Genomic DNA, 24,502 nt, shown 5'->3' with positions numbered 1-24,502 from the left:
TCGGGTCCTGCGGGCGCGAAAGGCGTGCGCAACGGCGGGCGCTCGAAGAAGAACGCGCTGTTCAGGCTAGCGAACGCGCCTCCGGCCGCGACCGGGGTGCCGACCTCAGCAAGCTGCCCCACCAGTCGCCGGGGGCACGTCCTCGGCGCGGATCTCGCCGGAGATGTCCTCCGTGCGCCGGTCGATGCTCGTGATGGAGATGAGGTGGACCAGCGTCAGCCTCAGACCGATGGCGATGGGCGCGAAGCCCACGGGCGCCCGGGCGTCCGTGGCGCCCAGGATGCTGTAGAGGAAGAAGACGGTCAGGAGGACCTCGGCGCACAGCACGGCCACGAGGCCGTAGCCGCCGGGGGAGTGCTCAGTGGGAAGGTGCCGAGCGCCTCCGCGCCCAGCCGAGAGCTCATCGCAGGAGTACGCATGGTTCCCTCCCCTCCCCGGTGGGCCGCGGGGCGCGACCAGGTGTCCCTGTCACCACTGTCCTCCTGGGTATGCCGCGTGGCCGAGTTGTCGGGGAAGCCGGACGCCGGGGGCAGCGGGAGCCGCTCGGGGCAGCTCGCCGGGGCGCCCTGCAGCGCTCCGGAGGTGCGTTCGCGCAGGTCAGCGCGGAGCCGACCGTCGCCTGCCGACCGCTCGGTCGGGGCTCCGCCCGGGGGTGGTCACAGGCCCCCGGAAACGGTGCTACAGTTGTGCCATCGCCGAACGCCAAGCGCGCTCGATCCGGTCGCTCCTCACGAAGGAGCCGGATTTGACGCCCAAGTTGCGAAGCGAGTAACTTAGAAGGGTTGCCCCGGACACTCCCGCTGAAAAGCGAAGTGAATGGTGCGCGTCCGAACCTTGAGAACTCAACAGCGTGTCAAAAATCGATGCCAATTACCTCGTCTCGAGGGGTGTCTGAACCAGCTTGATGGTTGGGGATGTGCTTTTCGATTCGATTTTCCTTTGGTTGACAACGATCAAACAGCGATTTCGCTGGTTGTTCTTGCTCAGCTAGTGATTTAAACCCTTTACGGGTTCTGGTTTCCGCGCCTGGTCTTTTGGGCTGGGTGTGGTGCTGAACATCAATGGAGAGTTTGATCCTGGCTCAGGACGAACGCTGGCGGCGTGCTTAACACATGCAAGTCGAACGGTGACCCGAGAGCTTGCTCTCGGTGATCAGTGGCGAACGGGTGAGTAACACGTGAGTAACCTGCCCCAGACTCTGGAATAACCCCGGGAAACCGGAGCTAATACCGGATATGACACCAATCCGCATGGGTATGGTGTGGAAAGTTTTTCGGTCTGGGATGGACTCGCGGCCTATCAGCTTGTTGGTGAGGTAACGGCTCACCAAGGCGACGACGGGTAGCCGGCCTGAGAGGGCGACCGGCCACACTGGGACTGAGACACGGCCCAGACTCCTACGGGAGGCAGCAGTGGGGAATATTGCACAATGGGCGAAAGCCTGATGCAGCGACGCCGCGTGAGGGATGACGGCCTTCGGGTTGTAAACCTCTTTCAGCAGGGAAGAAGCGCAAGTGACGGTACCTGCAGAAGAAGCACCGGCTAACTACGTGCCAGCAGCCGCGGTAATACGTAGGGTGCGAGCGTTGTCCGGAATTATTGGGCGTAAAGAGCTTGTAGGCGGTTTGTCGCGTCTGCCGTGAAAATCCGAGGCTCAACCTCGGACTTGCGGTGGGTACGGGCAGACTAGAGTGTGGTAGGGGAGACTGGAATTCCTGGTGTAGCGGTGAAATGCGCAGATATCAGGAGGAACACCGATGGCGAAGGCAGGTCTCTGGGCCACTACTGACGCTGAGAAGCGAAAGCATGGGGAGCGAACAGGATTAGATACCCTGGTAGTCCATGCCGTAAACGTTGGGCGCTAGGTGTGGGACCCATTCCACGGGTTCCGTGCCGCAGCTAACGCATTAAGCGCCCCGCCTGGGGAGTACGGCCGCAAGGCTAAAACTCAAAGGAATTGACGGGGGCCCGCACAAGCGGCGGAGCATGCGGATTAATTCGATGCAACGCGAAGAACCTTACCAAGGCTTGACATACACCGGAAACATCCAGAGATGGGTGCCCCGCAAGGTCGGTGTACAGGTGGTGCATGGTTGTCGTCAGCTCGTGTCGTGAGATGTTGGGTTAAGTCCCGCAACGAGCGCAACCCTCGTTCTATGTTGCCAGCGCGTTATGGCGGGGACTCATAGGAGACTGCCGGGGTCAACTCGGAGGAAGGTGGGGATGACGTCAAATCATCATGCCCCTTATGTCTTGGGCTTCACGCATGCTACAATGGCCGGTACAAAGGGCTGCGAAACCGCGAGGTGGAGCGAATCCCAAAAAACCGGTCTCAGTTCGGATTGGGGTCTGCAACTCGACCCCATGAAGTCGGAGTCGCTAGTAATCGCAGATCAGCAACGCTGCGGTGAATACGTTCCCGGGCCTTGTACACACCGCCCGTCAAGTCACGAAAGTCGGTAACACCCGAAGCCGGTGGCCCAACTCGCAAGAGGGGGAGCCGTCGAAGGTGGGACTGGCGATTGGGACTAAGTCGTAACAAGGTAGCCGTACCGGAAGGTGCGGCTGGATCACCTCCTTTCTAAGGAGCACTGGTCGCGCGAGCGATCCAGAGCCCGGTCTGTCCCCGAGTGTGGGGCAGCGGGTGCTCAAGGGTGGAACATCGATTAGTTGGCGCCGGCTGTCGGCTGCCTCGTTAGTACAAGCTCGCCCCTGTGGGGTGGGCAGTGGAACGCGGGTGGTGGGCAGGTGGTGCCTGGCACGTTGTTGGGTCCTGAAGGCTCGGGCGTAAGCTTGACCTTCGGGCCGGTTTGAATCGGCCTTGGACCCTCGCTCGCGGTCGAACCGCCATGTCTGCTCCTCGTTTGGGGGGTGGGGGTGGTAGGCGCCGGGTTGAGTGGGGGGCCGCCCGTTTCTTGAGAACTGCACAGTGGACGCGAGCATCTTTGTGGCTCAAGTTTTTAAGGGCACACGGTGGATGCCTTGGCACCAGGAACCGATGAAGGGCGTAGGAATCTGCGATAAGCCTCGGGGAGTCGATAACCAGACTGTGATCCGAGGATGCCCGAATGGGGAAACCCGGCTGGAGGCAAGTCCAGTCACCCTCGCCTGAACACATAGGGCGAGTGGAGGGAACGTGGGGAAGTGAAACATCTCAGTACCCACAGGAAGAGAAAGCAACCGCGATTCCGTGAGTAGTGGCGAGCGAAAGCGGATCAGGCCAAACCGTAGCTGTGTGATACCTGTCAGGGGTTGCAGTTGCGGGGTTGTGGGACGTCTTGACCAGTGCTGACACGCTGGTAGGGAGTTACAAATGTGCGTCATAGTCGAAGGGCATTGAAAGGCCCGGCACAGAGGGTGCTACCCCCGTAGACGAAATGGCACACACTCCTGAGACCCATCCCAAGTAGCACGGGGCCCGAGAAATCCCGTGTGAATCTGGCGGGACCACCCGCTAAGCCTAAATATTCCCTGGTGACCGATAGCGGACAAGTACCGTGAGGGAAAGGTGAAAAGTACCCCGGGAGGGGAGTGAAATAGATCCTGAAACCGTGTGCCTACAATCCGTCGGAGCCTCCTTGTGGGGTGACGGCGTGCCTTTTGAAGAATGAGCCTGCGAGTTAGTGCTCCGTGGCGAGGTTAACCCGTGTGGGGAAGCCGTAGCGAAAGCGAGTCCGAATAGGGCGTTCAGTCGCGGGGTCTAGACCCGAAGCGGAGTGATCTACCCATGGCCAGGTTGAAGCGACGGTAAGACGTCGTGGAGGACCGAACCCACTTAGGTTGAAAACTGAGGGGATGAGCTGTGGGTAGGGGTGAAAGGCCAATCAAACTCCGTGATAGCTGGTTCTCCCCGAAATGCATTTAGGTGCAGCGTCACGTGTTTCTTACCGGAGGTAGAGCTACTGGATAGCCGATGGGCCTCACCAGGTTACTGACGTTAGCCAAACTCCGAATGCCGGTAAGTGAGAGCGTGGCAGTGAGACTGCGGGGGATAAGCTCCGTAGTCGAGAGGGAAACAGCCCAGACCACCAGCTAAGGTCCCTAAGCGTGTGCTAAGTGGGAAAGGATGTGGAGTTGCATTGACAACCAGGAGGTTGGCTTAGAAGCAGCCACCCTTTAAAGAGTGCGTAATAGCTCACTGGTCAAGTGATTCCGCGCCGACAATGTAGCGGGGCTCAAGCACACCACCGAAGCTGTGGCATTGACATACTGCCCGGCCACGACTCCTGCGGGACCGTGGTCCAAGCGTGTTGATGGGTAGGGGAGCGTCGTGTGGCCAGGGAAGCGGCGGAGTGATCCAGCCGTGGAGGCCACACGAGTGAGAATGCAGGCATGAGTAGCGAATGACGGGCGAGAAACCCGTCCGCCGAATAACCAAGGGTTCCAGGGTCAAGCTAATCTGCCCTGGGTAAGTCGGGACCTAAGGCGAGGCCGACAGGCGTAGTCGATGGACATCCGGTTGATATTCCGGAACCGGCGAAGAACCGCCCATGACGAACCTAGTGATGCTAAGCGCCCGAAGCCTGTTCACCAATCCTTCGGGAGAGGGTTCAGGTGGAGCGCGCGACCCGATCTAGTAGTAGTCAAGCGATGGAGAGACGCAGGAAGGTAGCCTCCGCGTGGCGATGGTAGTCCACGTCCAAGGGTGTAGGGAGCGACATAGGCAAATCCGTGTCGCACATATCCTGAGACCTGATAGTGACCGCGTATGCGGGAAGCAGGGTGATCCTATGCTGCCTAGAAAATCTTCTAGCGAGGTTCGAGCCGCCCGTACCCCAAACCGACTCAGGTGGTTAGGTAGAGAATACCAAGGCGATCGAGTGAATCGTGGTTAAGGAACTCGGCAAAATGCCCCCGTAACTTCGGGAGAAGGGGGGCCCGGACCCTGAAGGAGCTTGCCTCCTAGGGTGAAGGGCCGCAGAGACCAGGGAGAAGCGACTGTTTACTAAAAACACAGGTCCGTGCGAAGTCGCAAGACGATGTATACGGACTGACGCCTGCCCGGTGCTGGAAGGTTAAGAGGACCGGTTAGCCCCTCGTGGGCGAAGCTGAGAATTTAAGCCCCAGTAAACGGCGGTGGTAACTATAACCATCCTAAGGTAGCGAAATTCCTTGTCGGGTAAGTTCCGACCTGCACGAATGGCGTAACGACTTCTCCACTGTCTCAACCACGAACTCGGCGAAATTGCACTACGAGTAAAGATGCTCGTTACGCGCAGCAGGACGGAAAGACCCCGGGACCTTTACTACAGCTTGGTATTGGTGTTCGGTACGGCTTGTGTAGGATAGGTGGGAGACTGTGAAGCATGCACGCCAGTGTGTGTGGAGTCAACGTTGAAATACCACTCTGGTCGTTCTGGATATCTAACCTCGGTCCGTGATCCGGATCAGGGACAGTGCCTGGTGGGTAGTTTAACTGGGGCGGTTGCCTCCTAAAAGGTAACGGAGGCGCCCAAAGGTTCCCTCAGCCTGGTTGGCAATCAGGTTTTGAGTGTAAGTGCACAAGGGAGCTTGACTGTGAGACAGGCATGTCGAGCAGGGACGAAAGTCGGGACTAGTGATCCGGCGGTGGCTTGTGGAAGCGCCGTCGCTCAACGGATAAAAGGTACCCCGGGGATAACAGGCTGATCTTGCCCAAGAGTCCATATCGACGGCATGGTTTGGCACCTCGATGTCGGCTCGTCGCATCCTGGGGCTGGAGTAGGTCCCAAGGGTTGGGCTGTTCGCCCATTAAAGCGGTACGCGAGCTGGGTTTAGAACGTCGTGAGACAGTTCGGTCCCTATCCGCTGTGCGCGTAGGAAACTTGAGAAGGGCTATCCCTAGTACGAGAGGACCGGGATGGACGAACCTCTGGTGTGTCAGTTGTTCCGCCAGGAGCACCGCTGATTAGCTACGTTCGGAAGTGATAACCGCTGAAAGCATCTAAGCGGGAAGCACGCTTCAAGATGAGGTTTCCACGGACTTCGGTCCGAGAGGCTCCCAGCCAGACGACTGGGTTGATAGGCCAGATGTGGAAGTGCAGCAATGCATGCAGCTGACTGGTACTAATAAGCCGACAACTTGACTCACACTCATAAGATTTAGCTTCGCGTCCACTGTGCGGTTCCCGAGACACGGTCGGGAACCAGGAAACACCTGATTGACATCTCCATAGAGTTTCGGCTGTCATAGCGAAGGGGAAACGCCCGGTCCCATTCCGAACCCGGAAGCTAAGCCCTTCAGCGCCGATGGTACTGCACTGGTGACGGTGTGGGAGAGTAGGACGCAGCCGAACATACTTTGACGGAAAGGCCCCGCACATGAGTGCGGGGCCTTTCTGCATTCTGCGTTCTCTCTGCACAGCCCCAGTCGGTGTGTGGTGGACGAGGGGTCGGTCAGGGCTGGCTGGCCCTGGTGACGAAGTCCGCGAGATCCTTGCTCTGCTGCAGCCGGCTGGGCTCGTGGACGTACATCATGTGCCCCGCCTCGTAGTAGACATGCTCGATGTTCGCCGTCAGCGCCTGTGGGACCTGCAGGTGCGCGATGACGTCCTGGGCCGCGAAGTACGGGGTGGCGCCGTCGTGGTAGCCGTAGGCGACGTGCACGCGCAGGTGCGGGTTGGCGCGCATCGCCCGGGCCAGCTTGGGGGCTGCGTTGACGGCACGACCCTCGAACTCCTTGTAGGACCACTCCTCGTGGGCCTTGGCCGAGATCTGCACGTAGGGCAGGTCGTTCTTGTACTCGAGCTCGCTGCGCACGTAGTGGTTCCAGGCTGCGGCGTACGGGCCGGCGATGGCGTCGTGGCTCGGGTCGGCGTCGTACGCCTCGGCCAGGGCACTGCCCAGGGGACCGGTGAACCGGCTGTCGAGGCGGCCCACGGCGAGGCGCTGCTCGCGCAGCAGCTCGGTGAAGAACCGCACGTGCTCGATGCGCAGGTCGGCGCGCTCGACGTAGTCCTCGCTGAGCCCGGTGAGGCGGGCGAGCGTGCTGACGGCCTCCGTGCGCTCGGCGCGGGTGAGCCGGTTGCCGCGGGAGAGCACCCACGGGTAGTCCCGGGAGGCATAGGCCTCGGCCTCGGCGAGCACGCTGCGCAGGCTCCGGCGGCCGTGCTTGCCGTGGTAGTGCGCGACGGCGGCGTAGGTGGGCAGGAAGTTGGCGTACCCGCGGTCCTCCGGCTCGTGCAGCCCGATGGAGCCGAGGTCGAGCACGCTGGAGATGAGCATGACGCCGTTGAGGTACATGCCGTGACGGGACTGCAGGTGCTCGGCCAGGGCCGCCGCCCGCAGCGTTCCGTAGGACTCGCCGGCCAGGAACTTCGGCGACATCCAGCGGTTGTGCCGCGTGGTCCACAGGCGGATCAGCTCGCCGACGCTCTCGATGTCGCCGCTGTAGCCGTGGTACTCCTTGGCGGTGCCGCCCTCGACGGCGCGCGAGTAGCCGGTGGACACCGGGTCGATGAAGACGAGGTCGCTCACGGCCAGCATCGACTGCGCGTTGTCCTCGAGTGCGTAGGGCGGTGCCACCAGCTCACCGACGTCACCCATCACGACACGACGGGGCCCGAACAGGCCGAGGTGCAGCCACACCGAGGACGAGCCGGGGCCGCCGTTGAAGGCGAAGGTCACCGGACGGTTCTGCCCCGCCGGCGCGTCGACGACGTAGGCGGTCAGCGACATCTCGGCCTTGGGTTTGAAGCCGGTGAACTTCCCGTCCTCGAAGACCTCGTCGCGCAGCACCACGCGTCCGGTGGTGGCGGTGTAGCGCAGGGTGCGCCGGCCGACCCGGAGGGTGTGCCGGGTGCTGACCACGTCGTCCTCGGGCGGCGCCGGGGTGGTGGTCACGGTGTGGCCGTCCTGGTCGGCGGCCTGCCCGGTGGACGGGGCCGGCGCGGGGCGGGTGTCAGCGGTCTCGTCAGCCATGGCGGCCACCCTAGTGCGGGAGCTCGGCGCCGAGTGCGGACAATGGGGACATGCGTGTGATCACGGCCAACGTCAACGGGATCCGAGCCTGCGCCCGCCGCGGCGGGGTGCAGTGGCTCGCGGAGCAGGGCGCCGACGTCCTGTGCCTGCAGGAGGTCCGGGCCACCGACGCCCAGCTTTCGCAGGTCCTCGAGGAAGCCGGGCTAGGGGACTGGCACGTGGCCCACACCGAGGCTGCCGACAAGGGGCGGGCCGGCGTCGCGGTCGTGAGCCGGGCAGTGCCGCTGCGCGTGCAGGTGGGGGTGGGGCCGCTGGAGTTTGCCAGCAGCGGCCGCTGGGTGGAGGTCGATCTCGCCAGCCCGGCCGGTGCGGTCACCGTGGTCTCGACGTACGTGCACACCGGCGACGCGGACACCCCGCGCCAGCTCGAGAAGTACCGCTTCCTCGACGCCATCACCGACCGGCTCGAGGCCTGGGCCGCGGCCGGCTCGCTGGCTGTGGTGACCGGTGACCTCAACGTCGCGCACCGCGAGGACGACCTGAAGAACTGGAAGGGCAACCTCAAGAAGTCCGGCTTCCTCCCGCAGGAGCGGGCCTACTTCGACCGGTGGTTCGAGTTCGGTGAGTGGGTCGACGCGCACCGGGAGCTGCACGGACCCGGCCCGGGTCCCTACACGTGGTGATCGTGGCGGGGGAAGGCCTTCGACAACGACGCGGGGTGGCGGATCGACTACCAGGTCGCCAGCCGTGCCCTCGCCAAGACGGCGGTGAGCGCGAGCGTGGGCCGGGCCGCCGCCTACGACCAGCGCTGGAGCGACCACGCGGCGGTGACGGTCGACTACGACCTGGGCTGAACGCGGGTCGCGGGTCCGGAGGGCACGGCCTCGAGCACTTGCGGTGCGCCCCAACCACGGTCGGCGAAGGCGGCGGCGACCGCGTCCGCCACGGCGGCCGACTCGTCCTGGCGCACGAGCGCGACCGCCGACCCGCCGAACCCGCCGCCGGTCATCCGGGCCCCGGCGGCTCCCGCGTGCAGGGCGGTGTCGACGACGGTGTCGAGCTCGGGGCACGACACCTCGTAGTCGTCGCGCAGCGAGACGTGAGAGGCGGCCATCAGCTGGCCGAGGGCGGCCACGTCGCCGCCCCTGAGCGAGTGGGCCGCCCGGCGCACCCGCTCGATCTCGGTGACGACGTGGCGGGTGCGGCGCACGAGCACCTCGTCTCCGGCCAGCCGTGCCAGCGCGCTCTCGAGCTCGGCGGCCTCCACGTCGCGCAGGGAGGTGACTCCCAGCCTGGCGGCGGCCTCCTCGCAGCTGCGTCGCCGCTGCGCGTACTGGCCGTCTACGAGGGCGTGCGGCGCCCGGGTGTCGACCACGAGAAGGGTCCATCCGTCGAGCATCCACGGGACCTGCTCGACGGAGAAGTCGCGGCAGTCGAGCAGCATGACGTGACCGGCGCGGGCACGCAGCGCGGTGGACTGGTCGAGGCCGCCGGTGCTCGCGCCCGCGACCACGTTCTCCGCGGCGACGCAGGCCTCGACGAGCTCCTCCGGCGCCAGTGACCCCACCTCGTCGACGAGACCTGCCACGGCCGCCGCGACAGAGCACTCCAGGGCCGCTGAGGACGACAACCCGCTGCCCGGGGGCACGTGGCCGTCGACGAGCACGTCGAGCCCGGGCAGGTCCAGACCTCGCTGTCCCAGCGCCCAGAGCACCCCGGCCGCGTAGGCCGCCCAGCCCCGGGGGGAACCGGGGCCGACGTCGTCGAGGGTGCCCTCCCACCCGTCGTCCTGCTGCAGAGAGGCCACCCGGTTGGCGCGGTCCGCGCGGACCCGTACCGCGGCATACGTGCGGTGGGGGAGCGCCATCGGCAGGCACAGCCCTTGGTTGTAGTCGGTGTGCTCGCCGATGAGGTTGACGCGCCCGGGGGCCGCCCACACGCCGGACGGCGGCTCACCGAACCGCTGCTCGAACCGCCGGCTCAGGGTGCTCGCCACCTCGTGGGAGTCCGGTGGCGGCCGCCACCGCGCCCCGCAGGGAGCGCTCACGCATCGACCTCGCGAAGCCGGTCCGCGATGCGCTCCGGCGGCACGTCGTTGACCCAGCCGCCGACGCCGGACTCGGAGCCCGCGAGGTACTTGAGCTTGGCGGGCGCGCGCAGCACCGACATGACCTGCAGGTGGAGCCGCGAGACGTCACGCCCGACGTGCACGGGCGCCTGGTGCCACCCCGCGATGTACGGCAGGCGGCGAGGCCGGCCGTTGGGGCCGGGGTAGTAGCGATCGAGCCGTCGCAGCAGGTCGAGGTAGACCTCCGCGAGCTCGTCGCGCTCCTCCCCGTTCAGGGCGACGAGGTCGGCGACGTCGCGGTGCGGCGCGAGGTGCACCTCGACCGGCCAGCGTGCGGCATACGGTACGTAGGCGCTCCAGTGCTCGCCCTCGAGCACCATCCGCGAGCCGTCGGCGCGCTCCGCGGCGAGGATGTCGGCGCCGAGGAGTCTGCCGGTGCGGTCGTGGTGACGGCGCGCCTCAGTGAGCAGGGACTGGGTGCGGGCCGGGACGAACGGGTAGGCGTAGACCTGGCCGTGCGGGTGGTGCAGGGTCACGCCGATCTCCTGCCCGCGGTTCTCGAAGCAGAAGACGTGCTCGACCGCCGGCTGCCGACCGAGCTCCGCCGTCCGGTCGGCCCAGGCCTCGACCACCGTGCGGGCTCGGGAGACCGGCAGCGACGAGAAGCTCGCGTCGTGGTCACTGGTGAAGCAGACCACTTCACACCGCCCGTGCGCCGGAACGTGCTCGAGGAGCCCGTGTGACGTGGCGGCACCCTCCTCGGCGTGTGGGGAGAATGAGGGGAAGCGGTTCTCGAAGACGACCACGTCGTAGTCGGACTCGGGGATCTCCGAGGGCACCGTCCCGCGGCCGGTGGGGCAGAGGGGGCACTCGTTCTCCGGCGGCAGGAAGGTGCGGTTGAGCCGGTGCCCGGCGACGGCCACCCAGTCGCCGGTGAGCGGGTCACGGCGCAGCTGGCCGGCCAGCGCGCGTCCGCCGAGGTCGCGGGTGTCCTCCGCCGTCCGCGGTGCCGAGGTGCGGTCGTCGAAGTAGAGGATCTCGCGCCCGTCCGCGAGGCGTCGGCTGGTCCGTCGGATCGTGGGGGCCGTCTGGGTCATGCCGTGCGCCCCTGCGTCCCGACCGCCTCCGGCAGCGCCGGCGCGACGACGAGCTCGCCCACGAGGTCCGTCAGGGTGGCGCGGGCCCGCTCGGAGACGCCGCTGTCCGTGACGAGCTGGTCGACCTCGGTGAGCTCGGTGATGGTGCCCAGCCCGACGGTGCCCCACTTGGTGTGGTCGGCCAGCACGCACAGCCGGCGCGCCATCTCGATCATGGCGTGGTTGGTCTCTGCCTCCACGAGGTTCGGGGTGGTCAGGCCGGCCCGGGCGTCCATGCCATGCACACCAAGGAAGAGGCGGTCGACGTGCAGCATCCGCAGGGCCCCGATGGCAATGGGGCCCACCAGGGCGTCGGACGGCGTGCGCACGCCTCCGGTGAGCACGACCGTCTGGCTGGGAGCGCCCGACTCGTGGAGCAGCTGCGCCACCGGGATGGAGTTGGTGACCACCGTCAGGTCCGGGACGGAGCGGACCGCGCGTGCGAACGCAAACGTGGTCGTGCCGGCCGAGATGCCGATCGACGCACCAGGCTCGACCAGCGCGGCGGCCGCGGCGGCGATGGCCTCCTTCTCGCGGGTCATCACTGTTGACTTCGCGGTGAACCCCGGCTCCTCGCTGCGGCGCCCGCCGACGGCGAGGGCCCCGCCGTGCACGCGCTCGACCAGGCCCTCGCGGGCCAGCTGCTCGATGTCGCGGCGGACCGTCATGTCGGAGACCCCGAGCTGCTGCACGAGGTCGGCGACCCGGACGGCGCCGGACTCGGCGACGAGGGCGACGATGGTGGCGCGGCGCTGGCCGGCGAGCACGGGGTCAGCTCTCCCTCACCGCGGCGACGACGCCGGGCGTGGTGGTGTGGTTCCGGGAGGCGCGGGCATGAACCGAAGCGTGCGACATCTTCGACCACGTGTCAACAAAATCCAACAAGGAGGAGCGTTTCCCCGCCGGGGACCCGGAGCCTGCTGCTCCGCCCCACCTGACACAATGGCGGGCATGTCTGCCCCCACCTCGCCCGCCCGGCTGCCCCGAATCCTCTCGGGGATGCAGCCGACCAGTGACTCGCTCCACCTCGGCAACTACATCGGGGCGCTGGTGAACTGGGTCGGACTGCAGGAGGGTTTCGACGCCTACTACTTCGTGGCCGACCTGCACGCCCTCACCGTGCCGACCGAGCCGGAGGTGCTTCGCCACCGCACCCGCGTGACCGCGGCGCAGTTCATCGCCGGCGGCGTCGACCCGAAGCGGTCCGCCGTCTTCTGCCAGAGCCACATCACCGAGCACGCCGAGCTCGGCTGGGTCATGAACTGCCTCACCGGGTTCGGCGAGGCCGCCCGCATGACGCAGTTCAAGGACAAGATCGCCAAGGGGCAGAACGCCAACGTCGGCCTGTTCGCCTACCCCATGCTCATGGCCGCCGACATCCTCATGTACGACGCCGACCGGGTGCCGGTCGGCGAGGACCAGCGCCAGCACCTCGAGATCACCCGCGACCTCGCTGAGCGGTTCAACACCCGCTTCGGCGAGACCCTGGTCGTGCCCGAGCCGCACATCCTCAGGGAGTCGGCGAAGATCATGGACCTGCAGGACCCGACGTCGAAGATGAGCAAGACCGGGTCCACCGACCGCGGCGTCATCTGGATGATGGACGAGCCCTCCAGGACCGCCAAGAAGATCCGCTCGGCGGTCACCGACACCGAGGCGGAGGTGCGCTACGACGTGGAGGCCAAGCCCGGTGTGTCCAACCTCCTCGTGATCCACAGCGTCCTGTCGGGCACGTCGATCCCCGACCTCGAGCGGCGCTTCGAGGGACACGGCTACGGGGACCTCAAGAAGGAGGTCGCCGAGGTCGCCGTCGAGGCGATCACGCCCTTCCGCACCAGGATGACCGAGCTGCTCGACGACCCGGCCGAGCTCGACCGCGCGGTTGCCGACGGCGCGGACCGGGCCCGCGAGGTCGCCCGGGCCACCATGGACCGCGTGCGCGACCGCGTCGGGCTGCTGCCGGCGGCGCGATAGGGTCGCGCCCGTGCCCACGATCGGCGTCAGCATCGCGATCCCCCCGCCGCACGGGGACCTCCTCCAGGCCAAGCGTGCCTCGTTCGGCGACCCGCTCGCGGACTCGATCCCGACCCACGTGACGCTCCTGGGGCCCACCGTCGTGGCCAACAGGGACATGCCCGCGGCCGTCGAGCACCTCGAGGCAGTCAGCGCCATCAGCAGGCCCTTTCCCATGGTGCTGAGGGGCACGGGAACCTTCCGCCCCATCTCGCCGGTCGTGTTCGTCCAGGTCTCCGGCGGGCTCGCCGAGTGCGAGGTGCTCGAGCGTGCGGTGCGGCAGGGCCCGCTGGAGCGGCACCTCGAGTTCTACTACCACCCCCACGTCACGGTGGCGCACCACGTCAGCGAGGAGAACCTCGACCGCGCGTTCACCGAGCTCGCCGACTTCGAGGCGACCTTCGAGGTCGAGGCCTTCCACCTCTACGAGCACGGTGCAGACCAGGTCTGGCGCCCCGTCCAGTCCTTCCCCCTCAGGGGACGGTGAGCTCGGGGCCGCCCCGGAGGGCGCCCCAGCGGGGTGCGCGCTCAGTGGGTGCGGCCCCTGGTCCCACTGCTGCGCGTGATGCCGCGCAGGGCGAACAGGCCCACGAGGAGCACGGCGGCAGCCAGAGTGGCGACCCCGACCCACGGGGGCAGGCTGCCGTTCTCCAGGCTCGCGGGGAAGGCCGCCGCCACGTCGCGGTCCGGATCGGCCTCCGTGGGGGCGGGCGGGGCCGTCGGGGTCACCGCTGCGGATGCCGTGGCGGCAGGCAGCGTGGGTGGCGTCGTCACGGTGCCGGGCTCGACGAGCCGGCCGACGGGTCTCGCGAGGTCGCCGTAGCGGAAGGCCCAGTCGTACATCGCCGCCTGTGGTCGCCAGCTGTGCTCGAGTCCGTACATCTCGGTGAGGATGTACGTCTTCCCGCCCCGGGTGACCGCGGAGATGAAGGTGCGCTTCGCCGCGTTGGTGTAGCCGTTCTTGATGCCGATGGTGCCGTCGTAGTTGTAGAGCAGCCGGTTGTGGTTGGAGATGACGAAGGTGGCGCGCTTGCCGTTCGCGCCCTTGCCGCCGGGGAACTTCATCTGCTTCGTCGTGACGTAGGTGCGGAAGTCGGGCAGCTGCATGGCCGCGCGCCCGATGAGGGCCAGGTCGTAGGCGCTCGAGCTCTGGCCGGGCGCGTCGAGTCCGGAGGGGTCGCCGGCCACGGTGTCGTGTGCCCCGAGGTGGCGGGCCTGCTCGTTCATGGCACCCAGGGTGGCGTCCATGCCACCGCCGGCCCGGGCGAGCGCGTACGCCGCGTCGTTGCCCGACGACATCAGCAGGGCGCTGAAGAGCTGCCGTCCCGTGTAGGTCTGGCCGGGCAGGATCCCCACCCGGGTGCCGTCGGCGTTCGCGTCCTCGGCCGTGGCCCGGTACGCGCGGTCGGGCTCGACCCGGGGGATCAGCGTCAGTGCCGTGAGCGCCTTCAGCGTGCTCGCCGGCAGCAGGCGCGCATGGGCGGCCTTCGCGGCGATGACCTCACCCGAGTCCATGTCGGCGAGCACCCAGGAGACGTTCTTCAGCTTCGGGGGGGCGGGGACGCCCCGGGGGAGGTCGACGACGGTGCCCATGGAGGCCAGCCGCTCGCCACCTATGGACAGCCGCGGGTCGACCGTGGCCTTCGGGACCGGCAGCGTGGGCGTGCTCGGCTTCGGCTTCGGTGCCGCGACGGCGGGCGAGGTCGCCGGGGAGACGACGCCGCCGCCGACTGCCAGCACGAGACCGGCGGCGGCGGCGCAGAGGGTGCGTCGCACGCCCGCTAGAACTTGTTGGTCAGCAGGGCGCGCTTGACCTCTTGGATCGCCTTCGTGACCTCGATGCCGCGAGGGCAGGCCTCGGTGCAGTTGAAGGTGGTGCGGCAGCGCCACACGCCCTCCTTGTCGTTGAGGATCTCGAGGCGCTGGGCGGCGCCCTCGTCGCGGCTGTCGAAGATGAAGCGGTGCGCGCCGACGATGGCCTGCGGGCCGAAGTACTGGCCGTCGTTCCAGAAGACCGGGCAGCTGGTGGTGCACGCGGCGCACAGGATGCACTTGGTGGTGTCGTCGAAGCGCTCGCGGTCCTCCTGGCTCTGGATCCGCTCGCGGGTGGGCTCGTTGCCGGTGGTGATGAGGAACGGCATCACGTCGCGGTAGGCCTGGAAGAACGGCTCCATGTCGACGATGAGGTCCTTCTCGACGGGAAGGCCCTTGATCGGCTCGACGGTGATCGGCTTGTCCGGGTTGACGTCCTTGATGAGCGTCTTGCAGGCGAGCCGGTTCCTGCCGTTGATCCGCATGGCGTCGCTGCCGCAGATGCCGTGCGCGCAGGAGCGGCGGAAGCTGAGCGAGCCGTCCTGGTCCCACTTGATCTGGTGCAGTGCGTCGAGCACGCGGTCGGTGGCGTGTGCGGTGACCGTGTAGTTCTCGAAGTGCGGGGCGCTGTCGACCTCGGGGTCGTAGCGCTCGATGCGGAGCGTCACGGTGAAGCTCGGGACGGCCCCCGCCTTCGCCTCGGTCTTCTCTTCCACAGTGGCGGTCATCAGTACTTGCGCTCCATCGGCTGGTAGCGGGTCACGGTCACCGGCTTGTAGTCGAGGCGGACCTCGTCTGCGAACCGCGGACCGGACTCGACGTCGGTGACAGGGGCTCGGTAGGCCATCGTGTGGCGCATGAAGTTCACGTCGTCGCGCGCCTCATAGTCCTCGCGGAAGTGGCCGCCACGGGACTCCTTGCGGGCCAGGGCGCCGAGCGTGATGACCTCGGCCAGCTCGATCAGGAAGCCGAGCTCGATGGCCTCGAGGAGGTCGGTGTTGTAGCGCCGGCCCTTGTCCTGGACCACGACGTTGGCGTACCGCTCCTTGAGCTCGTCGATGACGCCGAGCGCCTCCTTCATCGAGGCCTCGGTGCGGAACACCTGGACGTTGCGGTCCATGGTCTCCTGCAGCTCGCGACGCAGGTCGGCGACCCGCTCTCCGGTGGCCCGGCCGCGGATCGACTCCACCATGCCCACGACCAGGGCGTCGGCCTGCTCGGGCAGGTCGACCCAGTCCGCGCCCACCGCGTAGTCCGCGGCGGCAATGCCGGCACGGCGGCCGAAGACGTTGATGTCGAGCAGGCTGTTGGTGCCCAGGCGGTTCGAGCCGTGCACGGACACGCAGGCGACCTCGCCGGCGGCATACAGGCCGGGGACGACGTCGGTGTTGTTGCGCAGCACCTCGGTCTCGACGTTGGTCGGCACGCCGCCCATGGCGTAGTGCGCCGTCGGGTAGACCGGCACCGGCTCCGTGTAGGGCTCGACACCGAGATAGGTGCGGGCGAACTCGGTGATGTCCGGCAGCTTGGCGTCGATGTGGGCCGGCTCGAGGTGGGTCAGGTCGAGCAGGACGTAGTCCTTGTTCGGCCCGGCGCCGCGGCCCTCGCGCACCTCGTTGGCCATCGAGCGGGCGACGATGTCGCGCGGCGCGAGGTCCTTGATGGTGGGGGCGTAGCGCTCCATGAAGCGTTCGCCGTCGGCGTTGCGCAGGATGCCGCCCTCGCCGCGGGCGGCCTCCGACAGGAGGATGCCCAGGCTGGCCAGGCCGGTCGGGTGGAACTGGAAGAACTCCATGTCCTCGAGCGGGATGCCGCGACGGAACACCACGCCCATGCCGTCACCGGTGAGGGTGTGCGCGTTGGAGGTGGTCTTGAAGACCTTGCCCGTGCCGCCGGTGGCGAACACGACGGACTTGGCCTGGAAGACGTGGATCTCGCCGGTCGCCAGCTCGTAGGCGACGACGCCCGCGGTGCGCTGCACGCCGTCCGGGCCCTCGCTCATGAGCAGGTCGAGCACGTAGAACTCGTTGTAGAACTCCACGCCCTGCTTGATGCAGTTCTGGTAGAGCGTCTGCAGGATCATGTGGCCGGTGCGGTCCGCGGCGAAGCACGAGCGGCGCACCGCTGCCTCGCCGTGGTTGCGGGTGTGCCCGCCGAAGCGGCGCTGGTCGATCCTGCCCTCGGGGGTGCGGTTGAACGGCAGGCCCATCTTCTCGAGGTCGATGACCGCGTCGATCGCCTCGCGGCACATGATCTCGGCAGCGTCCTGGTCGACGAGGTAGTCGCCGCCCTTGACGGTGTCGAAGGTGTGCCACTCCCAGTTGTCCTCCTCGACGTTGGCGAGGGCGGCGCACATGCCGCCCTGGGCCGCGCCGGTGTGGGACCGGGTGGGGTAGAGCTTGGTGAGCACCGCGGTGCGGGTGCGCTTGGAGGACTCCAGCGCGGCGCGCATGCCGGCGCCGCCGGCGCCCACGATGACGACGTCGTACTTGTGCGTCTGCATCAGTGTCCGTTCCTTACTTGCACTGCTCGAGGGTGGAGGCGGGGTCGATGCACGGGTCGAAGGTGAAGATCACCAGGGTGCCGAGCACGAGCACGACCAGGGCGCTCAGCACGAGCAGCGTCTTGAGCACCATGCGGGTGCTGTTCTTCTCCGCGTAGTCGTTGATGATCGTCCGGACGCCGTTGAAGCCGTGCAGCTCGGCGAGCCAGAGCATCAGCATGTCCCAGGTCTGCCAGAACGGGTTGGACCACTTGCCGGCGACGAAGGCGAAGTCGATCTGGTTGATGCCCTCGCCCAGCATCAGGTTGACGAACAGGTGGCCGAAGACGAGGAACAGCAGCAGGACGCCGGACCCGCGCATGAACACCCAGGACCAGAGCTCGAAGTTGCCGCGGCCCTTGGACCGTCGGGCGTAGCGCGACTTCTGCGCGGGGAGGGCGGTGGGCTCGCTCGTGGTTGCAGTCATCAGCTGCCCTTTCAGTGCGAGAAGACGATGCTCAGGTGCCGGATCGCGAAGGGCGCGAAGAGCACGACGAAACCGATGACCACGGCCCAGAACATCTGGCGCTGGACGCGCGGGCCCCTGGACCAGAAGTCCACCGCCACGATCCGCAGGCCGTTGAGCGCGTGGAAGATCACCGCTGCGACGAGGCCGGCCTCGCCGAGACCCACGATCGGGTTCTTGTAGGTCTCCATGATGTCGTTGTAGGCCTCGGGGGAGACCCGCACGAGCGCGGTGTCGAGCACGTGCGCGAAGAGGAAGAGGAAGATGAGCACACCGCTGATCCGGTGGGCCACCCACGACCACATGCCCTCGCGTCCGCGGTAGAGCGTCCCGGTAGCTGACTGGGCCACTGCGCGTCCCTTTCAAGCCGAAGAGTGATGGCGGCGGCAAGCGTCCGTAGCTGGACGACGGCGGCCGTAGTTCGTCGGCCAGATTATCTGTCGGAAAGGTGCGAGTGCTCGGCGGGTCCTGTGAGAAAGGAGACAGATCGGGTTACCCGCCGGTATGCCGTGCGCGGGGAGCTTGGGTCCCCGGCCGGCGTGCCCTAGCGTTCGGCGCATGTCCGGCGCAGCCCACGTCCCCGCCTCCCTCGACCGCTTCTGGGCGGTGATCCCCGCAGGAGGGGCGGGCACCCGCCTGTGGCCGCTCTCGCGCGCGGCGTCCCCGAAGTTCCTGCACGACCTCACCGGCGCCGGCCGCTCGCTGCTGCAGGGCACCTGGGACCGCCTCGAGCCGCTGGTGGGTGACCGGGTCGTGGTCGTGACGGGCGCGGCCCACGCCGACGCCGTGCGAGAGCAGCTGCCCGCGCTGCCCGGGGACCAGCTGATGACCGAGCCGTCGGCGCGCGACTCGATGGCCGCGATCGGCCTGGCGGCGGCGGTGCTCGAGCGGCGCGACCCCGACGCGATCCTCGGCTCCTTCGCGGCCGACCACGTCATCGCCGACCCCGACGCCTTCCGCCGCTGCGTCCAGGACGCCGTCGACGTCGCCGACGAGGGCTACCTCGTGACGATCGGCATCGAGCCGACGCACCCGGCGACCGGGTTCGGCTACATCAGGATGGGCGAGGCGCTGGGCGACGGTCCCGCCTGCCTGGTCGAGCAGTTCGTGGAGAAGCCGAACTCCCGGCGTGCCGCGGAGTACGTCGCCAGCGGCCGCTTCCGCTGGAACGCGGGGATGTTCGTCGTCCGCGCGGCCGTGCTGATGGACCTGCTGGCGAAGTGGCACCCCTCCCTCGCCTCCGGGTTGCGCGAGATCGCGGCCGACCCCAGCCTCCTCGAGGAGCGCTGGGCCGGCCTGGAGAAGATCGCCATCGACCACGCGGTGGCCGAACCCGCCGCCGACGAGGGCAGGGTCGCGGTCGTGCCGGGCTCGTTCGGCTGGGACGACGTCGGCGACTTCCACTCGCTGGCGACGCTGCTGCCGCGGGCGGCCGAGACGGGAGAGGTCCGCGTGCTCGGTGACGAGGGGCTCGTCCGCGCCCTCGACGCCACCGGCATCGTCGTGCCTGCAGGCGGCCGGCACGTGGCTGTGGTCGGGCTCGAGGACATCGTGGTCGTCGACACCCCGGACGCGGTGCTGGTGACCACCCGGCAGCGGGCCCAGGACGTCAAGGCGATCGTCGACGTGCTCAAGGCGGAGGGCCTCGACGAGCTCGTCTGAGCCGCTGCCCGGAGCGGGCTCAGGCCACGTCGCGCCTGCGGAAGAGCTCGGCCCCTGACGCCACCAGCGTCAGCGCCAGCGCCAGCAGGACCAGCACGGGGGTCGTGGTGATCGCCTCGGCGGGCGCGCGCGGGCTGTGCGCGAACGGTGACAGGCGCATGACGGCCTGCGGCAGCGAGAAGAGCTCGCCGAACTCGCCGAGCAGGAGGAACACCACCAACGCGGCCCAGGCCAGTGTCCCGAGCCGTCGCGCCGTGCCGAACAGCGCGGCGGCCAGGCCCGCGACCACCCACGCGGCGGGTGCCTGCACCAGGCCCGCGGCGACGAGCGACCTCACGGTGCCTGGGACGTCGCCGGTCTGCACGCCCAGGGCGACGCCCGCTGCCAGGCCCATGAGTGCCAGCAGCAGGGCCGAGCCGACGAGGGCGATCACCACGTGGCTGGCGTACCAGGTGCGGCGCGCGGTCGCGGTCGCCAGCACCACCTCGCCGTGGCCGGACGCCTCCTCGGACGAGAGGCGCAGGATGGCAGCGATGGCGTAGCAGGAGACGGCCAGCGAGGCGAAGGAGAACTCCACGCTGAGGAAGATGTCGACCAGGGACCCCGAGCCGCCCAGCTTCTCGAGGAGCTCGCGGGTCTCGGGTGTGACCATGTCCTCGACGTTGCGGACGATCGAGCCGAGGACCAGGCCGAGGAAGACCACACCGGCAGCCCACCCCGCCAGCATGGAGCGCTGCAGCCGCCAGGCAAGGCCCCACGGCGTCGACAGCAGTCCGGTGGAGCGGGCCCGCCCCGGTCGCGTCGGGATGATGCCCTCGCCGAGGTCCCGGCGGTCCTGGAACGCGAACGCCGCGGCCAGCACGAGGGGGGAGAGCGCCAGCGGGATGAGCAGCACCCACCACCGGTCGTCGGCATAGGGCCGGACCTCCACCGGCCAGCCGATCGGTGACAGCCAGCTCAGCGTCCGCCCCCACCCACCACCGGACACGTCCCCCACCCCGCGCATCGCGTAGGACACCCCGATGACGGCCGAGACGGTGCCGGCACACGCCCGCGAGCTCTGGGTGAGCTGGGCGACCAGGGCGGTGACCGCGGTGAAGAAGATCCCGACGACCGCCCAGGTCGCACCGAAGGCGAGGGAGCCGTCCAGGGGCAGGCCGACCGCCGTGTTGCCGATGGCGGTCAGGGTGGCGGTCACGAGGACTGCCGCCACCGACACCGTGACGGCCGAGGTCAGCGTCGCCCGTTTCCCGAGGAGCCCGGCGGTGACGAGCTCGAGGCGGCCGGCCTCCTCATCGGTGCGGGTGTGCCGGCGCACCAGCGTCATGGCGAGGAAGGCCACGAAGACCGCCCCCATCGTGCCCATCTTCCAGGTGGCGAGGCCGCCGAGGCTGGACGGGTCGTGGATGGGGCCGTACATGAAGCGTGCCGCCGGGGAGGCGTCGGCGGCCAGGGCGGCGGTGCGCCGACCCGCGAGGTCGGGGTACAGGTCGACGGTCGCCGCCACGGAGCTCGCGACCACGAGGGGGAGGATCACCGCCCACAGGGGGATGAGGACCCGGTCGCGGCGCAGGGCCAGGCGCACCATGGTGCCCAGCCCGGCATGCGGGCTCATGGCTGTGCCTGCGCGAGGGGTGTGCGTTCCTGGCCGCCCTGGTAAAGCCGCAGGAACAGGTCCTCGAGCGAGGGCGGCCTGCTCACGAGCGAGGTCAGGCCGTGCCGGCCGAGCACCGCAAGGGTCTGGCTCAGTCCCGCGGGTTCGACCGAACAGCGCACCCGGCCGCCCTCGACAAGCAGGTCCTCGACGTCCGGTATCGCCGACAGGTCGTCGCTGATGCCCGCGGGGGAGGAGACCTGGGCGTCGAGGACGGTGCGTGACAGGTGGCGCATGTCCGACAGGGCGCCGGTCTGGACAGCCTTGCCGGCGCGGATGATCGTGACGTGGTCACTCAGGTTCTCGACCTCGGAGAGGATGTGGCTCGAGAGCAGGACGGTGCGTCCCTCGGCCCTCAGCTCGCGCAGCGTGGTGCGGAACACCTGGTCCATCAGCGGGTCCAGTCCCGCCGTGGGCTCGTCCAGCAGGAGGAGCGGTGTGTCGCTCGCCAGGGCGGCCACCAGGGCGACCTTCTGCCGGTTGCCCTTGCTGTAGGCGCGGCACTTCATCGTCGGGTCGAGGTCGAGGCGCTCGAGCAGGTCGGCGCGCCGCCGTTCGTTGAGCCCGCCGCGGAGCCGGCTGATCAGGTCGATGACCTCGCCGCCGGTGAGGTTCGGCCACAGCGCGACGTCGCCCGGGACGTAGGCGATGCGTCGGTGCAGCTGCGCGGCGTCGGCCCACGGGTCGGCCCCCAGCACGGTGGCGGAGCCGCCGTCGGCGCGCAGCAGACCGAGCAGGATGCGGATGGTCGTCGACTTGCCGGCGCCGTTCGGGCCCAGGAAGCCGTGGACCTCACCCTCCTCGACGGTCAGGTCGAGCCCGTCGAGGGCGACGGTGGAGCCGAAGGTCTTGCGCAGGGCGCGGGTCTGGATGGCGGTACCCATGGCTCCACGGTACACAGTGTTCAGAAATTACTGAATGAAATAAAGTGAACTCATGCCGACTTCCGCGACGGACACCGCACACTTCGTCGAGCGCTTCGGCTCTGCGCTCACAGCAGCTGGCCTGGCCCGCCTTCCCTCGCGGGTCTTCGCCTGCCTGCTGGCCAGCGCCGACGGGAGGATGACCGCGGCCGAGCTGAGGGAGGCGCTGGACGTCTCGCCTGCGGCGGTCTCGGGGGCGGTCCGCTACCTGCAGCAGGTGCACATGATCCACCGGGAGCGCGAGCGCGGGTCCCGGCGCGATGTCTACGTGGTGGCCGACGACGCCTGGCACGACGCGATGATCAACGCCTCGGCCGTCTACGGCCCGCTGCGTGCCGCGCTGGTCGAGGGGGTCGGTGCCGTCGGCGGTGAGAGGACGCCGGCCGGCCGCCGCCTGGCGCTGTCCGCGGAGTTCCTCGACTTCCTCAGCCTCGAGCTCGAGGAGGTCGCGCGGCGTTGGGACAAGCGCAGGGCCGAGCTGACCCGCTGACCGGGCGGGTGACGGAGGCTGGCCCCTGACCGGTCGGCCGCAGGCCGGTGCCGGTCGGTTGCCCGTGAGATGAGCCACGGCCCGCCGACCCCGTCCACGGACGCCACTAGGCTCCGCCCATGGCCGAAGCACAGTCCGCGCAGAGCGAGTCGAACCTCCCCATCCAGCCCGTCTACGACGCCGCGTCGCTCGCAGGCTTCGACCCGGACGAGAAGCTCGGGGCCCCGGGGTCGTACCCGTTCACGCGCGGGGTTTACCCGTCCATGTACACCGGCCGGCCCTGGACGATGCGGCAGTACGCCGGCTTCGGCACCGCGAAGGAGTCGAACGAGCGCTACCACGAGCTCGTCAACAACGGCACCGGTGGGCTCTCCGTCGCCTTCGACCTGCCCACCCAGATGGGCTACGACTCCGACGAGGCCATCGCCCACGGCGAGGTCGGCAAGGTCGGCGTCGCGGTCGACTCCATCGACGACATGCGCACCCTGTTCAACGACCTCCCGCTCGACCAGGTGTCGACCTCGATGACCATCAACGCGCCCGCCTCGACGCTGCTGCTGATGTACCAGCTCGTCGCGGAGGAGCAGGGGATCGACGGAACGAAGCTGACCGGCACCATCCAGAACGACGTGCTCAAGGAGTACATCGCGCGCGGCACCTACATCTACCCGCCGAAGGAGTCGCTGCGCCTGATCAGCGACATCTTCGCCTACTGCGCCAAGGAGATGCCGCGCTGGAACACCATCTCCATCAGCGGCTACCACATGGCCGAGGCCGGGGCCACGCCCGCGCAGGAGATCGCGTTCACCCTCGCCAACGCCAAGGAGTACGTGCGGGCGGCCATCGCGGCCGGCCTGGACGTCGACGACTTCGCCCCGCGCCTGTCCTTCTTCTTCGTCGCCCGCACCACGCTGCTGGAGGAGGTGGCGAAGTTCCGCGCCGCCCGCCGCATCTGGGCGCGGATCATGAAGGAGGAGTTCGGCGCGAAGAACCCCAAGTCGCAGATGCTGCGGTTCCACACCCAGACGGCCGGGGTGCAGCTGACGGCCCAGCAGCCCGAGGTGAACCTCGTCCGGGTCGCGCTGCAGGGCCTCGGCGCGGTGCTCGGCGGCACGCAGTCGCTGCACACGAACTCCTACGACGAGGCCATCGCGCTGCCCACGACCAAGGCGGCCCGCCTGGCGCTGCGCACCCAGCAGGTGATCGCCTACGAGACCGACGTGACCAAGACGGTCGACCCGTTCGCCGGCTCCTACGTCGTCGAGTCGATGACCGACGACCTCGAGGCCGCGGCTCTCGGGCTGATCGAGGCGGTCGAGGACCGCGGGGGAGCGGTGGCCGCGATCGAGCAGGGCTTCCAGAAGTCGGAGATCGAGCGCTCGGCCTACCGCATCGCCCTCGAGATCGACCACAAGGAGCGCACCGTCGTCGGGGTCAACCGCTTCACCCTCGAGGAGGAGGAGCCCTACGAGCCGCTGCGCGTCGACCCCCAGATCGAGGTCGACCAGTGCGAGCGGCTCGCCGCGCTGCGTGCCGACCGCGACAACGAGGCGGTCGAGCGGGCGCTCGAGGTCGTGCGCGAGGCGGCGCGCGGCAGCGACAACGTGCTGTACCCGATGAAGGAGGCCCTGCGGCTGCGGGCGACCGGCGGCGAGATCAGCCACGCGCTGCGCGACGTCTGGGGGCTGTACGTGCCGCGCGACAGCTTCTGACCGGACGCACCTTTATCGGGTCACCCGATAAGGGTGCGCCTCACCCGAGGTGGCACCCGGGGTGAAGGGCCTGTTCATCGGGTCACCCGATAAACGCACAGCCGGGCGGTACGTCGTGCGCGGGT

Annotated in this window: 17 protein-coding genes, 3 rRNA genes and 1 pseudogene; 9 read left to right on the top strand and 12 right to left on the bottom strand. The window is 68.1% G+C overall.

Annotated features, from left to right (window positions below):
* Positions 1-105: 105 nt before the first annotated feature.
* Positions 106-360: pseudogene (locus tag P2F65_RS16470) on the bottom strand (hypothetical protein); the annotation flags it as partial.
* Positions 361-1,058: 698 nt separating this feature from the next.
* On the opposite strand from P2F65_RS16470, the gene P2F65_RS16465 reads away from it, so the two are divergent.
* From P2F65_RS16465 to rrf, 3 genes are all read left to right on the top strand, one after another.
* Positions 1,059-2,581 (top strand): 16S ribosomal RNA (locus P2F65_RS16465).
* 369 nt (positions 2,582-2,950) lie between these two features.
* A 23S ribosomal RNA gene (locus tag P2F65_RS16460) occupies positions 2,951-6,069 on the top strand.
* Between the two features lie 89 nt (positions 6,070-6,158).
* Positions 6,159-6,275 (top strand): 5S ribosomal RNA (gene rrf, locus P2F65_RS16455).
* Together the 16S, 23S and 5S rRNA genes form the textbook arrangement of a ribosomal RNA operon.
* A 100-nt stretch (positions 6,276-6,375) precedes the next feature.
* Here rrf and P2F65_RS16450 read toward each other — a convergent pair.
* Positions 6,376-7,899: a peptidase S10 gene (locus P2F65_RS16450; protein WP_275810190.1), complete on the bottom strand. Its 1,524-nt coding sequence runs from the start codon at positions 7,897-7,899 to the stop codon at positions 6,376-6,378.
* Between the two features lie 50 nt (positions 7,900-7,949).
* Between P2F65_RS16450 and P2F65_RS16445 the strand changes: the two genes are divergently transcribed.
* The gene (locus P2F65_RS16445; protein WP_345803708.1) at positions 7,950-8,582 is read left to right on the top strand and encodes an exodeoxyribonuclease III; all 633 of its coding nucleotides are present in this window, start codon (positions 7,950-7,952) and stop codon (positions 8,580-8,582) included.
* A gap of 155 nt (positions 8,583-8,737) precedes the next feature.
* On the opposite strand, the gene galK is transcribed toward P2F65_RS16445, so the two are convergent.
* From galK to P2F65_RS16430, 3 genes are read right to left on the bottom strand one after another with little or no spacing between them, the layout of a single operon-like run.
* Positions 8,738-9,946: a galactokinase gene (gene galK / locus P2F65_RS16440; protein ID WP_275810186.1), complete on the bottom strand. Its 1,209-nt coding sequence runs from the start codon at positions 9,944-9,946 to the stop codon at positions 8,738-8,740.
* Positions 9,943-11,064, bottom strand: a complete 1,122-nt coding sequence (galT, locus tag P2F65_RS16435; RefSeq protein ID WP_275810184.1) for a galactose-1-phosphate uridylyltransferase — start codon at positions 11,062-11,064, stop codon at positions 9,943-9,945. Before galT ends, galK begins: the two co-directional genes overlap by 4 nt.
* Positions 11,061-11,870 (bottom strand): DeoR/GlpR family DNA-binding transcription regulator, encoded by an 810-nt coding sequence (locus P2F65_RS16430; protein WP_275810181.1) that lies wholly within the window; start codon positions 11,868-11,870, stop codon positions 11,061-11,063. The genes galT and P2F65_RS16430 overlap by 4 nt, the downstream gene beginning before the upstream one ends.
* Before the next feature lie 175 nt (positions 11,871-12,045).
* Between P2F65_RS16430 and trpS the strand changes: the two genes are divergently transcribed.
* A complete protein-coding gene (trpS, locus tag P2F65_RS16425) occupies positions 12,046-13,077 on the top strand; it encodes a tryptophan--tRNA ligase (RefSeq protein WP_275810178.1) in 1,032 nt (343 codons plus the stop codon).
* A 10-nt stretch (positions 13,078-13,087) separates the two neighbouring features.
* Positions 13,088-13,603, top strand: coding sequence for a 2'-5' RNA ligase family protein (locus tag P2F65_RS16420; protein ID WP_275810175.1), 516 nt, complete (start codon positions 13,088-13,090; stop codon positions 13,601-13,603).
* Between the two features lie 41 nt (positions 13,604-13,644).
* Here the strand turns inward: P2F65_RS16420 and P2F65_RS16415 are convergent, their stop codons facing one another.
* From P2F65_RS16415 to sdhC, 5 genes are read right to left on the bottom strand one after another with little or no spacing between them, the layout of a single operon-like run.
* The gene (locus P2F65_RS16415; protein ID WP_275810173.1) at positions 13,645-14,892 is read right to left on the bottom strand and encodes a hypothetical protein; all 1,248 of its coding nucleotides are present in this window, start codon (positions 14,890-14,892) and stop codon (positions 13,645-13,647) included.
* A gap of 5 nt (positions 14,893-14,897) precedes the next feature.
* Positions 14,898-15,656: a succinate dehydrogenase iron-sulfur subunit gene (locus tag P2F65_RS16410; protein ID WP_275810170.1), complete on the bottom strand. Its 759-nt coding sequence runs from the start codon at positions 15,654-15,656 to the stop codon at positions 14,898-14,900.
* Positions 15,656-17,431, bottom strand: coding sequence for a succinate dehydrogenase flavoprotein subunit (gene sdhA, locus P2F65_RS16405; protein ID WP_275810168.1), 1,776 nt, complete (start codon positions 17,429-17,431; stop codon positions 15,656-15,658). Before sdhA ends, P2F65_RS16410 begins: the two co-directional genes overlap by 1 nt.
* A 13-nt stretch (positions 17,432-17,444) precedes the next feature.
* Positions 17,445-17,897: a succinate dehydrogenase hydrophobic membrane anchor subunit gene (locus tag P2F65_RS16400; protein WP_275810166.1), complete on the bottom strand. Its 453-nt coding sequence runs from the start codon at positions 17,895-17,897 to the stop codon at positions 17,445-17,447.
* A gap of 11 nt (positions 17,898-17,908) precedes the next feature.
* The gene (gene sdhC, locus P2F65_RS16395; protein ID WP_275810164.1) at positions 17,909-18,286 is read right to left on the bottom strand and encodes a succinate dehydrogenase, cytochrome b556 subunit; all 378 of its coding nucleotides are present in this window, start codon (positions 18,284-18,286) and stop codon (positions 17,909-17,911) included.
* 208 nt (positions 18,287-18,494) lie between these two features.
* On the opposite strand from sdhC, the gene P2F65_RS16390 reads away from it, so the two are divergent.
* The gene (locus tag P2F65_RS16390; protein ID WP_275810161.1) at positions 18,495-19,598 is read left to right on the top strand and encodes a mannose-1-phosphate guanylyltransferase; all 1,104 of its coding nucleotides are present in this window, start codon (positions 18,495-18,497) and stop codon (positions 19,596-19,598) included.
* Positions 19,599-19,617: 19 nt separating this feature from the next.
* Here P2F65_RS16390 and P2F65_RS16385 read toward each other — a convergent pair whose 3' ends face one another.
* Together P2F65_RS16385 and P2F65_RS16380 are read right to left on the bottom strand one after the other, a co-directional pair.
* Positions 19,618-21,213, bottom strand: a complete 1,596-nt coding sequence (locus P2F65_RS16385) for a polyketide antibiotic transporter (RefSeq protein WP_275810158.1) — start codon at positions 21,211-21,213, stop codon at positions 19,618-19,620.
* Positions 21,210-22,136: an ABC transporter ATP-binding protein gene (locus tag P2F65_RS16380; protein ID WP_275810155.1), complete on the bottom strand. Its 927-nt coding sequence runs from the start codon at positions 22,134-22,136 to the stop codon at positions 21,210-21,212. The genes P2F65_RS16385 and P2F65_RS16380 overlap by 4 nt, the downstream gene beginning before the upstream one ends.
* 52 nt (positions 22,137-22,188) lie before the next feature.
* On the opposite strand from P2F65_RS16380, the gene P2F65_RS16375 reads away from it, so the two are divergent.
* Positions 22,189-22,665, top strand: coding sequence for a MarR family transcriptional regulator (locus P2F65_RS16375; protein WP_275810152.1), 477 nt, complete (start codon positions 22,189-22,191; stop codon positions 22,663-22,665).
* 119 nt (positions 22,666-22,784) lie between these two features.
* Complete coding sequence (locus P2F65_RS16370) at positions 22,785-24,377, top strand: methylmalonyl-CoA mutase family protein (protein ID WP_275810149.1); 1,593 nt, start codon at positions 22,785-22,787, stop codon at positions 24,375-24,377.
* Positions 24,378-24,502: the final 125 nt, after the last annotated feature.

The sequence above is a fragment of the Knoellia sp. p5-6-4 genome (assembly GCF_029222705.1).
Lineage (GTDB): Bacteria > Actinomycetota > Actinomycetes > Actinomycetales > Dermatophilaceae > Pedococcus_A.
This window is presented reverse-complemented; position numbering and strand designations above follow the sequence as displayed.

Bases quoted from the DNA above. Each gene is read 5' to 3' on its own strand.
- P2F65_RS16450 (WP_275810190.1), bottom strand. From the start codon at position 7,899: ATGGCTGACGAGACCGCTGACACCCGCCCCGCGCCGGCCCCGTCCACC.
- P2F65_RS16445 (WP_345803708.1), top strand. From the start codon at position 7,950: ATGCGTGTGATCACGGCCAACGTCAACGGGATCCGAGCCTGCGCCCGC.
- galT (WP_275810184.1), bottom strand. From the start codon at position 11,064: ATGACCCAGACGGCCCCCACGATCCGACGGACCAGCCGACGCCTCGCG.
- trpS (WP_275810178.1), top strand. From the start codon at position 12,046: ATGGCGGGCATGTCTGCCCCCACCTCGCCCGCCCGGCTGCCCCGAATC.
- P2F65_RS16410 (WP_275810170.1), bottom strand. From the start codon at position 15,656: ATGACCGCCACTGTGGAAGAGAAGACCGAGGCGAAGGCGGGGGCCGTC.
- sdhA (WP_275810168.1), bottom strand. From the start codon at position 17,431: ATGCAGACGCACAAGTACGACGTCGTCATCGTGGGCGCCGGCGGCGCC.
- P2F65_RS16400 (WP_275810166.1), bottom strand. From the start codon at position 17,897: ATGACTGCAACCACGAGCGAGCCCACCGCCCTCCCCGCGCAGAAGTCG.
- P2F65_RS16390 (WP_275810161.1), top strand. From the start codon at position 18,495: ATGTCCGGCGCAGCCCACGTCCCCGCCTCCCTCGACCGCTTCTGGGCG.
- P2F65_RS16385 (WP_275810158.1), bottom strand. From the start codon at position 21,213: ATGAGCCCGCATGCCGGGCTGGGCACCATGGTGCGCCTGGCCCTGCGC.
- P2F65_RS16380 (WP_275810155.1), bottom strand. From the start codon at position 22,136: ATGGGTACCGCCATCCAGACCCGCGCCCTGCGCAAGACCTTCGGCTCC.
- P2F65_RS16375 (WP_275810152.1), top strand. From the start codon at position 22,189: ATGCCGACTTCCGCGACGGACACCGCACACTTCGTCGAGCGCTTCGGC.
- P2F65_RS16370 (WP_275810149.1), top strand. From the start codon at position 22,785: ATGGCCGAAGCACAGTCCGCGCAGAGCGAGTCGAACCTCCCCATCCAG.